The sequence below is a fragment of the Actinophytocola sp. genome (assembly GCF_045807065.1).
Classification (GTDB): domain Bacteria; phylum Actinomycetota; class Actinomycetes; order Mycobacteriales; family Pseudonocardiaceae; genus Actinophytocola.
The window spans coordinates 1-11,498 of the sequence record NZ_JBJMIE010000509.1 but is presented as its reverse complement, the minus strand read 5'-3'; the positions used below and the strand labels follow the sequence as shown (position 1 = coordinate 11,498).

Annotated in this window: 13 protein-coding genes; 10 read left to right on the top strand and 3 right to left on the bottom strand. The window is 70.2% G+C overall.

What is annotated here, in order from left to right:
* Window positions 1-49 precede the first annotated feature (49 nt).
* Window positions 50-256 (bottom strand): FAD-binding domain-containing protein, encoded by a 207-nt coding sequence (locus tag ACJ73U_RS29985; RefSeq protein WP_407781083.1) that lies wholly within the window; start codon window positions 254-256, stop codon window positions 50-52.
* 264 nt (window positions 257-520) lie between these two features.
* Here ACJ73U_RS29985 and ACJ73U_RS29980 point away from each other — a divergent pair, with 264 nt between their 5' ends.
* The 8 genes from ACJ73U_RS29980 (at window position 521) to ACJ73U_RS29945 (ending at window position 7,889) form a co-directional block, all read left to right on the top strand.
* Window positions 521-1,168, top strand: coding sequence for an ABC transporter permease (locus tag ACJ73U_RS29980; RefSeq protein WP_407781082.1), 648 nt, complete (start codon window positions 521-523; stop codon window positions 1,166-1,168).
* The gene (locus tag ACJ73U_RS29975) at window positions 1,161-2,345 is read left to right on the top strand and encodes an ABC transporter ATP-binding protein (RefSeq protein WP_407781081.1); all 1,185 of its coding nucleotides are present in this window, start codon (window positions 1,161-1,163) and stop codon (window positions 2,343-2,345) included. The genes ACJ73U_RS29980 and ACJ73U_RS29975 overlap by 8 nt, the downstream gene beginning before the upstream one ends.
* Before the next feature lie 5 nt (window positions 2,346-2,350).
* Complete coding sequence (locus tag ACJ73U_RS29970; RefSeq protein WP_407781084.1) at window positions 2,351-3,136, top strand: ABC transporter permease; 786 nt, start codon at window positions 2,351-2,353, stop codon at window positions 3,134-3,136.
* On the top strand, window positions 3,133-4,086 hold the full coding sequence (locus ACJ73U_RS29965; RefSeq protein ID WP_407781080.1) for a glycine betaine ABC transporter substrate-binding protein: 954 nt from the start codon (window positions 3,133-3,135) through the stop codon (window positions 4,084-4,086). The genes ACJ73U_RS29970 and ACJ73U_RS29965 overlap by 4 nt, the downstream gene beginning before the upstream one ends.
* A gap of 436 nt (window positions 4,087-4,522) precedes the next feature.
* Entirely contained in the window at window positions 4,523-5,290 is a 768-nt protein-coding gene (locus ACJ73U_RS29960; RefSeq protein ID WP_407781079.1) for a DUF692 family multinuclear iron-containing protein, read from the top strand.
* A gap of 345 nt (window positions 5,291-5,635) precedes the next feature.
* Window positions 5,636-6,145, top strand: a complete 510-nt coding sequence (locus tag ACJ73U_RS29955) for a hypothetical protein (protein WP_407781078.1) — start codon at window positions 5,636-5,638, stop codon at window positions 6,143-6,145.
* Between the two features lie 38 nt (window positions 6,146-6,183).
* Window positions 6,184-7,368 carry a GDSL-type esterase/lipase family protein gene (locus ACJ73U_RS29950; protein ID WP_407781077.1) on the top strand — a complete coding sequence of 395 codons (1,185 nt, stop codon included), beginning with the start codon at window positions 6,184-6,186 and terminating at the stop codon, window positions 7,366-7,368.
* A 299-nt stretch (window positions 7,369-7,667) separates the two neighbouring features.
* The gene (locus tag ACJ73U_RS29945) at window positions 7,668-7,889 is read left to right on the top strand and encodes a hypothetical protein (protein WP_407781076.1); all 222 of its coding nucleotides are present in this window, start codon (window positions 7,668-7,670) and stop codon (window positions 7,887-7,889) included.
* A 5-nt stretch (window positions 7,890-7,894) separates the two neighbouring features.
* Here ACJ73U_RS29945 and ACJ73U_RS29940 read toward each other — a convergent pair whose 3' ends face one another.
* Both ACJ73U_RS29940 and ACJ73U_RS29935 read right to left on the bottom strand, forming a co-directional pair.
* Complete coding sequence (locus ACJ73U_RS29940; protein ID WP_407781075.1) at window positions 7,895-9,133, bottom strand: NAD(P)-binding domain-containing protein; 1,239 nt, start codon at window positions 9,131-9,133, stop codon at window positions 7,895-7,897.
* A gap of 15 nt (window positions 9,134-9,148) precedes the next feature.
* Window positions 9,149-9,706 carry an OsmC family protein gene (locus ACJ73U_RS29935; protein WP_407781074.1) on the bottom strand — a complete coding sequence of 186 codons (558 nt, stop codon included), beginning with the start codon at window positions 9,704-9,706 and terminating at the stop codon, window positions 9,149-9,151.
* A gap of 134 nt (window positions 9,707-9,840) precedes the next feature.
* Here ACJ73U_RS29935 and ACJ73U_RS29930 point away from each other — a divergent pair, with 134 nt between their 5' ends.
* A complete protein-coding gene (locus ACJ73U_RS29930) occupies window positions 9,841-11,037 on the top strand; it encodes a homoserine O-acetyltransferase (protein WP_407781073.1) in 1,197 nt (398 codons plus the stop codon).
* Between the two features lie 47 nt (window positions 11,038-11,084).
* On the top strand, window positions 11,085-11,498 hold a 414-nt coding region (locus ACJ73U_RS29925; RefSeq protein WP_407781072.1), incomplete at its 3' end, for a PLP-dependent transferase.

Here is an 11,498-nt window from a genome sequence, read left to right as displayed (position 1 = left end):
GAGGCATCGGCCGCCGGAGCGCTGACGGGCGCCGGCGCGGCGAAGGGTGTCAGCGGGTCGCGGCCACCGCGTCGTAGCGGGTGAGGGCGGCCCGCCGTTCCGCGCCGTGGTCGACCACCGGGGGTGGGTAGCGCGGCACCGGGTCGACGGGAGCGGTCCACGGTTGGTGCGCGGACCTGCCGGGCAAATCGCGCAGCTCCGGGACGAGCCCGGCCAGCCCGGCACCCGCGACGACGGCATCGACGTCCGGTTCCATCCCACCCCGCCTCGTCCGCGATCGTTGGACCGGTGAACAGCGACACGCGTGGTCCGGCGCGTCGGGAGAGGGCCGCGCGTGGTGAACTGGTAACGGTATGCACACGATCACTGACGATCGTCACCCGTTGGACCTTGGGGTCACCCGATCAGCCCCTAGGGTGCTGACCCGAACGGCTCAGGCCGGGAAGGAGGACGCGATGACGCGCAGGCAGGGAGGACCCGCCGACGAGGAACCCCACGGCGCGGCGAGAGCGGGTCGCCCATGACCCTGCTCGAGTACGTCGCCGACCGGTGGGACCGGCTCTCGCTGCAGGCCCTGCTGCACGTCAGCGAGGTGGTGCAGGCCACGGTCATCGCGGCGATCGCCGGTGTGCTGATCGGCGTCGCCGTGTACCGCAGCCCCGCCGGCTCGGCCGTGGCCACGGCACTGGCCAGCACGATCCTGACCATCCCGTCGTTCGCGCTGCTCGGCCTGCTGATCCCCGTGTTCGGGCTGGGGGCGACGCCCACGGTGATCGCGCTCGTGCTGTACGCGCTGCTGCCGATCACCCGCAACACGATCGTCGGGCTGGCCGGGGTGGATCCCGCCGTCGCCGACGCGGCCAAGGGCATCGGCATGGGCAGGGCCGCCGTGCTGACCAGGGTCGAGCTGCGGCTCGCGTGGCCCGCGATCCTCGCCGGGATGCGCGTGGCCACCCAGATGCTCATGGGCATCGCCGTGATCGCCGCCTACGCGAAGGGGCCGGGCCTCGGCGGTGAGGTCTTCCTCGGCCTCGTCCGGGCCGGCAGCGCGAACGCGACCAACCAGGCGCTCGCCGGCACGCTCGGCGTGGTCATCCTCGCCCTGCTGCTCGAGGGCGTCTACTTCCTGATCAGTCGTCTCACCGTTTCGAGGGGTATCCGTGGCTGACAGCGCCAACGACAGCGCGAACGACAGTGCGACCGGGGCCGAGATCCAGCTGACGAACGTCACCAAGCGCTACCCGGGCAGCAGGGAACCCGCCGTCTCCGACGTCACCCTGACGATCCCGGCGGGCAAGATCGTGATCCTGGTGGGCCCGTCCGGCTGCGGCAAGACCACCACGATGCGCATGATCAACCGGTTGATCGAGCCGTCGTCGGGCACGATCACCGTCGGCGGCGAGGACACCCGCAAGCTCAACCCCGACGAGCTGCGCCGCAGGATCGGCTACGCGATCCAGCAGGCCGGCCTGTTCCCGCACTTCACGGTGGCCCAGAACATCGCGGTCGTGCCGGGCCTGCTCGGCTGGGACCGCAAGCGGGTCGGCGACCGCGTCGACGAGATGATGGACCTCGTCGGCCTCGACCCGGCACAGTTCCGCCACCGCTACCCGCGCCAGCTCTCCGGCGGCCAGCAGCAGCGTGTCGGCGTGGCCAGGGCGCTGGCCGCCGACCCGCCGGTGCTGCTGATGGACGAGCCGTTCGGCGCCGTCGACCCGATCACCCGGGGCAACCTGCAGGACGAGCTGCTGCGGCTGCAGACCGAGCTGCGCAAGACGATCGTGTTCGTCACGCACGACTTCGACGAGGCGGTCAAGCTCGGGGACAAGATCGCCGTGCTCGGCGACCGGTCGGCGGTCCTGCAGTACGACACCCCGGAGACGATCCTCGCCAACCCGGCCGACGACACGGTCGCCGGTTTCGTCGGTGCGGGCGCCTCGCTCAAGCAGCTCACCCTGCTGCGCGTGCGGGACGTCGACTACTCCGACACCGCCGTCACCGCGGTGGGTGAGCAGGAGTCACCCGCCGAACTGCGCGGCAGGATGACCGCCGAGGGCAGGACCTGGGCGCTGGTGCTGGACGCGCGGCGACGCCCGCTGCGCTGGGTGCACGTGCGCGACCTGGCCACGACCGCGTCGCTCGCGACCGTGGGCCGGCCCGTCGGCGACTCGGTGAGCACCCAGTCGACGCTCCAGGACGCGCTGGAGGCGATCCTCGTCGAGGGCGGCAACGCGGTGGTGACCGGCTCGCGCGGCGAGTACGTCGGCACGATCGACATCACGACGGTCACCGACACCATCGCGCACATCCGCGAGGAGCACGACATGGGGAGCGCGACCTCGTGAGCACGGTGACACCGGGCACGACGACCGAGACCACCGCCTTCACGACCGAGTCGGGCTCCCGCCGCGCCGACCGGGTGCGGCTGTTCGCGCAGCCCGCCGCGGTCGTCGTGATCGTCGGGGTCGTGCTGGCGTGGGCGTTCACCCGCGACAACGACGCCATCGAGGCGCAGTCCATCCAGGCGGGCGTGCTGCTGACGAAGACCTGGGAGCACCTGCTGATCACGGTGGTGGTCGCGGCCATCGTGGTCGTCGCCGCCGTCCCGCTCGGCGTGCTGGTCACCCGCTCGTGGGCCCGACGTGCCGCGCCGGTGGTCATCGCCGTCGCCAACATCGGCCAGGCCGCGCCCGCGCTGGGCGTGCTCGTGCTGTACTTCCTGTGGACGGGGCAGGACGGCCTGTGGGCCGCCGCGCTGCCGATCGCGCTCTACTCGCTGCTCCCGGTGCTGCGGAACACGATCACCGGCATCGAGTCGGTCGACCCGGCCCTGGTCGACGCCGGCCGCGGCATCGGCATGCCGGCGCACGCCGTGCTGCTGCGCATCGAGCTGCCGCTGGCCGTGCCGCTGGTCCTGGCCGGGCTGCGCACGTCGCTCGTACTGGCGGTCGGCACGGCGACCCTGGCGTTCTTCGTCAACGGCGGCGGCCTCGGGGAGCTCGTCGACGCGGGCTACAAGCTCAACCGGGTGCCCGTGCTGGTGGTCGGCGCGGTGCTGGCCGCCGGCCTCGCCCTGCTCGTCGACTGGGTCGGCGCGCTGCTCGAGGAGTACCTCGGACCGAAGGGACTGTCATGAAGCGGCGCGCGCTCGCGGCGGCACTGCTGGTGTTCGCCACCGCGGCCTGCGGGTTGGACGTGAACGCGGCGCTGCCGTTCGAGGTGCGTCCTGGCTCGATCAGGCCGGTGCCGGAACTGGCGGACGTCGACATCACCGTCGGCTCGAAGGACTTCACCGAGCAGATCGTCCTCGGCTACCTCGCGGAGCTGGCGCTGGAGGCGGCGGGCGCCAACGCCATCGACCTGACCAACATCAGCGGTTCCAACAGCTCCCGGTACGCACTGGTCGACGGCCAGGTGGACGTGCAGTGGGAGTACACGGGCACCGGCTGGCTGTCCTACCTCGGCAACGACAAGCCGATCCCCGAGGAGAAGGCGCAGTACGAGGCCGTGTCCAAGGCGGACCTGGCGCGGAACGGGATCGTGTGGCTGCCGTATTCGGAGGTCAACAACACCTACGCGTTCGCGACGACCGAGTCCTACGCCGCCGAGCACGGCCTGACGACCAACAGCGACATGACCAGGTTCCTCCGGCAGCACCCGGAGGAGGCGGTGTTCTGCGTCGAGACCGAGTTCGCCAGCCGGCCCGACGGCATGCCGGGCGTGCGCAGGACGTACGGCTTCGACGTGACCAGGACGAAGACCTTCGGCGCCGGCGCGATCTACAGCGCGCTCGCGGGCGGCACGTGCAACTTCGGCGAGGTCTTCACCACCGACGGCCGCATCGCCGGCCTGCACCTGCGCGTACTGGCCGACGACAGGAAGTTCTTCCCGCAGTACAACGCCTCGGTGACCCTGCGCAAGGAGTTCCTGGACCGGTACCCCCAGATCGCCGACGTCATGGCGCCGGTGTCCGACGCGCTCGACAACAAGGAGATCATCGAGCTGAACAAACAGGTGGACGTCGACGGCCGCGACCCGGCCAAGGTGGCCCGCGACTGGATGATCGCCAAGGGCTTCATCAACTAGCGCGGCGGGTGGCGACGCCGCCGGCGCCCGCGAGGTCGACTGGCCGGTGCTGGCGTCGGCCACCCTCCTCGACGCCGGGCCTGACCCTCCTCGTCGACGACGGCCTGCCGGAGGTCTACGCGGGTGACGAGGTGGCGTTGACCCAGCGCGTTCCGGCGCATGCCTAGGCATTGTGGGTGTACACACTGGACGGTGACGCGGACGTGACCGCCACCGTCTCGGTGCCGGGCGACGTCGAGGACTGAGGCGGACGGCTCGGTGAGGTCCGCGGTCGGCTGCCCACGCCGCTGCGCGATGATCCAAGCGTCACCTGCCGTCACTCGTTCGGGTCGTGTTGTGTGCGCTGTGGAGTGAACTGCTTCCCGTCGTAGGGGGACGTGTCGAGGTCACGGGTACCGCTGTCGTGTCGATTGCGGTGCAGGAGGGGAGGGGTTCGGTGTCTGGTCTTCCTCGGCTCGGTTCGGGCGTGGGTTATCGGCGGTGCTGGGACTCGTGGTTGCGTGGTGGGTCGCCGGGTGCGGAGTGGGTGGAGGTCGTCGTCGAGCGGTGCCGGACCCTGCCGGCGAAACAGCGGACGCGGCTGGGGCGGCTGCCCGTTCCGGTGGTGCCGCACGGGGTGGAGCCGGCGTTCGACGTGCCGGGCGAGATGGACGCACACGCGATGGCGGCCGCGGCGGGGCTGGTCGCGGAGTGGGGCTCACCGTGGTTCAGCGGGCACCTGTGGCCGTCCCGGCTGCGGCCGGAGAAGTCGCTGCACACGTTGAGCGCACGGGCGCAGTGCATCCAGGACGGCGTGGGTGTGCCGTTCCTGCTGGAGATCGCCGAGTACGACGTGCCGGGCGTCGCGGACCTCGCCACCGCGGTCCTCGAACACTGCGACTGCGGGCTGGTGCTGAACCTCGCCCTGCTCCGGCGCGCGGCCCGGGAGCACGGCGTGGACGCGTCGGAGTTCCTGCGCCGGCTGCCGGCGGAACGCGTGGCCGAGGTGCACCTGACGGCCGGTGGCACGTCCGGGGGTGGGGCGGAGGCGCATGGCGCCCCGGTCGGCGCGCAGGTGTGGGACCTGTTCGCCGAGCTGACCGAACTCGCCCCGGTCCGGGCGTCGGTGGTCGAGCGCGACGGAACGGGTGGCGGGGATCTCGCGCAGCTGTGCGCCGACCTCGACCGTGCCCGGGTGCTGCTCGCCAACCCCGCACCGGCGTGAGGTCCGCGGCACCGCGTGCTCGTGGGTGGTGCGCGGCGCCGCGTCCCGCCCGCACCGGGCATGCGCCTCGCCGCCACCTCCGGGCGGGACGTGCCCCTTCGCGCGCGGCCGTCGTCACCGTGCGGTGACAACGCGGCGCCCGACACCCTTTCGTTGGTGCAATGGTCAGCATTTCTCGTTGAATCTCGGTGCTGTGCGTGATGGAGGCGGAACGGGCAACGTCATCTGCCGGGTATTTCGCGGCCCATTCAGGTGGTCGGGGTTTGTGGCCTGACTTCGCAGGTTCTACGATCGCGATGACCGAGCAAAGGAACGCGCCCACTCCGAAAGAACAGGGAATTTCCCATGCGTCGAATACTGCCCGTTCTGGCTGCGCTGATCGGATTCAGTGGCGTGTTCGTCGGTGCTGGTGCCGCCGCCGCGGACACGCCCGACCGGAGGGTGACCCGCGCGGCGCAGGAGTGCGGCGGGTGGCGGAGCCTGTACAGCGAAGGCCGCTGGACCTACTCCGAGACGCGGCTCTGCCTCAGGACCGACGGCCAGTACGTCGCGCCCGTGCTGCAGTGGCGGGAGTGCCAGTACTACTGGGGCGCCGCCTGGTACTACGCGAACGACAAGTACCCGTGCAGGCTCGACCTCGATTTCGCCGTCAGCCGGAATGGGCACACGATAGCGAGCGGAATCGCCGACGACCAGGGTGGAAAGGAAGGAGAGGTCATCGGGAAGGCCGGCTTCTGCCACGGCGGCGGTGACTACACGCTCACGGCCGACTTCGTCCAGGACGGCCCCTACTGGTACAACTGGGAAATTCACAGCGGTCAGAAGGTGTTCGATTTCATCCTGCCCTGCCAGTGACACAGCATTCATCACTTCCAGCACAGGAGTTGAAGTCGATGTCCCCCTCTTTCCGCGGCCGGCACCGGCTGATGACGATCGCGGCCGTCGTGGCGGCAGTCGCCGTGACGGCGACGGTCGACGCGCAGGCGGCGCCCGAACCGGTGGGGGCGACGGACAAGCCCGCCGTGGTCGTCTCGCTCGGTGACAGCTACATCTCGGGTGAGGCGGGTCGCTGGCGCGGCAACGCACTCAACGACGACGGCGACAAGTGGGGCACCGACCTCGCCACCAGGTGTGAAGGGCGCGGTTGCAGCACCAACACGCAGTGGGTCTACGGCAACTCGGACTCCGACACGAACAAGTGCCACCGGTCGACCTCGGCCGAGATCGCCAGCGCCGGCATCGAGGACGTCAAGGCCGTCAACCTGGCCTGCTCCGGCGCCACGACGAGCGACGTGCAGAACGGCGACCCGGGCCGCCAGCAGCCGAACCAGCTCGACCTGCTCCGGGACACGGTGAAGAACTACCGGGTCAAGCTGGTCGTGTTGTCCATCGGCGGCAACGACCTGAAGTTCAAGGACATCATCACGGACTGCATCCTGGGCTACCTCACGCCGATCGGCAGCTACCGGTGCCAGCCGAGGTGGGAGTCGCAGATCAACGGCCAGCTCAACCAGCTCAAGTCGGACGTCGGCGCCACCATCAACGCGATCAGGAAGATCGTCGACGACGCCCAGGGAAAGGCCGGCTACCAGTTCGTGCTGCAGTCCTACCCGTCACCACTCCCGGCCGGCGACGACTTCCGCATCGCGGAAAGCGGCCCCCGCTTCAAGGAGGGCGGCTGCCCGGTCTGGAACTCCGACGCCGACTGGGCGCACAACGAGCTCGTGCCCACGGTCGCCGCACAACTGAAGTCGGTCGCCAGCGCACGGTCCGTGCGTTTCCTCGACCTGCAGAACACGTTCAGCGGCCGCGAGGTGTGCGCGAAGGACGCACACCAGGCCGGACAGGGCAACAACGCCACCAACCCCGTCTCGGGCGCGGAGTCCGAGTGGATCCGCTGGGCCGTCACCGGCCTCACCCCCCAGGGCGACCTCCAGGAGAGCATGCACCCGAACTACTACGGCCAACGCGCACTGGGCACCTGCCTACGCATGATGTACGAGAAGTCGAAGGGCAACTTCGAGTGCCGCAACACCAGGGGCGCCGGCCCGAACCGCATGACCCTGTCCGCGATCTGACCGCCTCCCACCACTGACCGGAAAAGTGGCCCCGAGCACCGGGCCGCCCTTCCGACTCACCCCTTCGACGGCGAAAAACCTCGCCAGCGCACTGGTTTCTCTCGCAATGCTCGACGGGATCCGGGTGTCGCGGATGGGTGCAGGGAGGCCGCGCAGGCGCGCGCAGAGGATACTCGTTTCGCGAAAGGCGTGGCGGTGCCGTGGGCCGATGGCCGCCGGAAGAATTATTTCTCATCGCGGTTTGGGTGCCACGCGGATATTCGCTGGCTTTTTGCCGAGGGGTGGAGCACAGTGGGCGCATGGGTATCTGGGGGATATCAATTCTGGTTCTGGCGTTGGCACTCGTCGTCACGCTCGTGGCGATGCGGGGCGGGAAAGAGGGGCGCGCGGTACGCAGGGAGCTGCGTCAGCTGCGTGCGAAAGACGGCCGCGGCCCCGACACGTTCGGTGCCGCGGAACTGCGGCGTGGCATGTACATGAGCCATGTTCCCGGCAAGGACACCCTTCCCGGTGGTTCCTGAGCCGGTCACCGGGGCGTTGCCAGGTAGTGCGTGAGGTGGTCGACCACCTCACGCGCGTCGTCCTCGATGCCGTGGATGAAGGTGGACTTGCGGCGGCGCATGACGGGCAGGCCCAGGGCGTACAGGCCCGGGCTGTCCACGACGCCGCCGTCGTGGGTCAGGTGGCCCTTCTCGTCGAGTACCGGGACGTCGAGCCACGTGTAGTCCGGGCGGAAACCCGTCGCCCACACGATGGTTCGGACCGCGCCGGCGCGCAGGTCCAGCCGCAGCCGGGTGGACTTCGGCACGTGCGTCGGCTCGAAGCGTTCGGATGGCTTGACCTCGCTGTCCACACCGGACGTTCGCGCCCACTCGTCGAACGTGTTCAGCAGGCGGTCCATCTTGAGGTCCGCCAACGAGATCACGTTGCGCAGGCCGCCGGAGAAGAGCAGTTCACCGTCTCGCACGGCTGCCGCGCGGCCGACCAGTTCGACGCCCGTGGCGGTCAGCGTGTTGAGGTCGAGCGACGACCGGTCCGGCGTGCCGGCGAGCTGTGGCGAACCCAGGCGACGCGCCCTGGTGAGGTCGGGCACCTGGTCGTACCGCTGTTCCCACACGCCCGACGCGTCCATCCACCACAGCACGTCCCGGCCGCGGTAGGTGCGTGGCATCCGCACGTGTTCCCCCGTGGACAGCGTCACCGGCCGGCCGGACCGGTGGATCTCGGCCGCCAGCTGCACGCCGGTGGCCGACGCGCCGACGACGAGCACGCCGCCGTCGGGCAGCGCCTCGGGACCGCGGTAGTCGAACGGCGTGACCTGCTCGACGGTCCCCGGGACCGCCTCGCGCAGCCGCGGCACGGCCGGGCGGTTGCACGCGCCGCTGGCGATCACGACGGTCCGGCAGGCGATGGAGCCGCGGTCGGTGGTCACGTGGTAGCCGTCGTCGGTGCGACGCAACGACGTGACGGTCGTGCCGGTGCGGACGGGCGCACCCGACACGGCGGCGAAGTGGTCGATGAACTCGACCACCTCGCCCATCGTCATGTAGCCGTCGGGATCCGGGCCGTCATAGCCCTGGCCCGGCAGCCGGCTCTGCCAGTTGGGCGTGAGCAGCCGCAGCGAGTCCCAGCGTTCGCGCCGCCAGGAGTTCGCCACCTGGCCGCGTTCGAGCACGACGTGGTCGACCGCCCGCTCGCGCAGGAAGTGGCTCGCGGCCAGGCCCGCGTGGCCCGCGCCGATGACGACCGCGGTGGTGCGTTCCATGTGACCCCGAGGGACTCAGGCGACCTCGACGGTGACGTCCGTCGGGTTGGTCAGCGCGTCGAACACCGCGGAACGCTTCTGCGACTGGGCGACCAGCGCCTCGATGTCCTCCTTGGACGCGTCGGCGTCGATGTGGAACGTCACCTTGATGCCGTTGTAGCCGTTGCGGACGTCGCTGTCGGCGCCGAGGATGCCGCGGATGTCGTGCTCGCCCTCGAGGACCGCCTCGACCGAGCGCAGCTGGATGCCGCGGTTCTGCGCGACGGACGCGACACCCGCCGTCAGGCAGCTGCCCAGGCCGACGAGCAGGTACTCGATCGGGGTGATGCCGTGGTCCTCGGCCGCGAAGACCTCGGGGTGGTCGGCGGTGAACGTCGACTCCGCCTTGTGGTCCTGCTCGGCGCCGAGGCCGAAGAAGTTCTTGACCGTCGAAGTGCTGTGCACGCCGTTCTCCCACCGCGTGGTCGAACGCCAGGTGAACTGGGCGGCCTCGGGCGCGCCCTTCAGTGCCTCGCGTGCGTCGAGCAGTGCCTGGACGTTGACGCCGTTGTCGATGCTGCCGATCGTCGTCATGCGACGGTCCTCTCGAGCTCATGGGTTTTCACGTGCCGGAACGGGACCCTACACGCGGTCTGACCTGCGTCTCAGACTTCGAGACGGGCCGGCGGGACAGGCGTGGGACCTGCGGCGATAGTTATGATGCGGCCATGGTTCCCGCGTCGACGCTCACGGCCGGATCCGTCGGCGAGGTGCGGACGCGATACCTCGACCTGCCGGATCCGGTGCGGCTGGACTGCGGCCGGGAGCTGTATCCGGTCCGCGTGGCGTATGAGACCTACGGCACCCTCTCCCGCGAGCGCGACAACGTCGTCCTGGTGTGCCACGCGCTCAGCGGCGACGCCCACGCGGCCGGCTTCTCGACGGTCGCCCCGGAGGCGAGCACGCGGGACGGGTTCGCGGCCGAGGACCGGGACGGCGCGGCCGGCCAGGCACTCGGCTGGTGGGACGGGATGATCGGCCCCGGCAAGGCCTTCGACACCGACCGGTTCTTCGTCGTGTCCACCAACCTGCTCGGCGGCTGCCGCGGCACGACCGGGCCGTCGTCGACCGACCCCGCGACCGGCCGGCCGTACGGGCCGGACTTCCCGGTCATCACGGTGGCCGACATGGTCCGGACCCAGCGCGCGTTCCTCGACGCCCTGGGCATCGAGCGGCTCGCGGCGGTGGCCGGCGGGTCGCTCGGCGGCATGCAGGCCCTCGAATGGGCCATCGGCTACCCCGAGCAGGTGGACTCGATCGTGGTGATCGCCAGCACCCACGCCCTGCACCCGCAGGGCATGGCGTGGAACGCGATTGCCCGCGAGTCGATCATGCGCGACCCGGACTGGCAGGGTGGCCACTACTACGGCACGGGCCGCGCCCCCGACGCCGGCATGGGCGTGGCGCGAATGGTCGGGCACGTCACCTACCTCTCGGCGCCGGCCCTGCGCGACAAGTTCGGCCGCAGGCTGCAGTTCGCCGAGGACATCCGCTACACCCTCACCGAACCCGAGTTCGAGGTGGAGAACTACCTGCGCCACCAGGCCGACTCGTTCGTCAGGCGCTTCGACGCCAACACCTACCTGACGATGTCGCGTGCGCTGACCTACTTCGACCTCGCGCGGCAGTACGGCGGGTCACTCACCCGGGCGCTCGACGGGGTGAACGCGCGGACGCTCCTGATCACGTTCAGCTCCGACTGGCTCTACCCACCGCTCGCGTCCGAGGAGATCCACGACGCCCTGCGCGCGCTCGGCAGGCCGACCGAGCTGCACCTGATCGACGCGCCGTACGGCCACGACTGCTTCCTTCTCGAAGAAGAACGACAGACGCCGATCGTCCGCCGCTTCCTGCTGGGCGGGTAACGTCGGCCGGAGCGGCCGAGAAATTCGTGGCCGAGGAAGAGGTACTGGTGACCGACGATTCCCCCCGTGTCGAGTCCGACCACGAGTTCGGGTTCGAGACCCGGCAGCTGCACGCCGGTCAGCGCCCGGACCCGAACACGGGCGCACGCGCGGTGCCGATCTTCCAGACGACGAGCTACGTGTTCGAGGACCCGGAGTCCGCCGCGGCGTACTTCAACCTGCAGGAGTACGGCAACACGTACTCGCGCATCATGAACCCGACGGTCGCGGTGTTCGAGGAGCGCGTCGCGAACCTGGAGGGCGCGGCCGGCGCGGTGGCGTTCGCGAGCGGGATCGCCGCGCAGGCCGCCGCGCTGTTCACGCTGCTGGCGCCGGGCGACCACGTCGTCTCGTCGTCGGCGCTCTACGGCGGCACGGTCAACCAGCTCAAGCACATGCTGCGCAAGATGAACGTGGACCTG

Coding starts and splice junctions, on each gene's coding strand:
- ACJ73U_RS29950 (WP_407781077.1), top strand. CDS start 6,184: ATGTCCCCCTCTTTCCGCGGCCGGCACCGGCTGATGACGATCGCGGCC.
- ACJ73U_RS29980 (WP_407781082.1), top strand. CDS start 521: ATGACCCTGCTCGAGTACGTCGCCGACCGGTGGGACCGGCTCTCGCTG.
- ACJ73U_RS29940 (WP_407781075.1), bottom strand. CDS start 9,133: ATGGAACGCACCACCGCGGTCGTCATCGGCGCGGGCCACGCGGGCCTG.
- ACJ73U_RS29965 (WP_407781080.1), top strand. CDS start 3,133: ATGAAGCGGCGCGCGCTCGCGGCGGCACTGCTGGTGTTCGCCACCGCG.
- ACJ73U_RS29955 (WP_407781078.1), top strand. CDS start 5,636: ATGCGTCGAATACTGCCCGTTCTGGCTGCGCTGATCGGATTCAGTGGC.
- ACJ73U_RS29945 (WP_407781076.1), top strand. CDS start 7,668: ATGGGTATCTGGGGGATATCAATTCTGGTTCTGGCGTTGGCACTCGTC.
- ACJ73U_RS29935 (WP_407781074.1), bottom strand. CDS start 9,706: ATGACGACGATCGGCAGCATCGACAACGGCGTCAACGTCCAGGCACTG.
- ACJ73U_RS29985 (WP_407781083.1), bottom strand. CDS start 256: ATGGAACCGGACGTCGATGCCGTCGTCGCGGGTGCCGGGCTGGCCGGG.
- ACJ73U_RS29930 (WP_407781073.1), top strand. CDS start 9,841: ATGGTTCCCGCGTCGACGCTCACGGCCGGATCCGTCGGCGAGGTGCGG.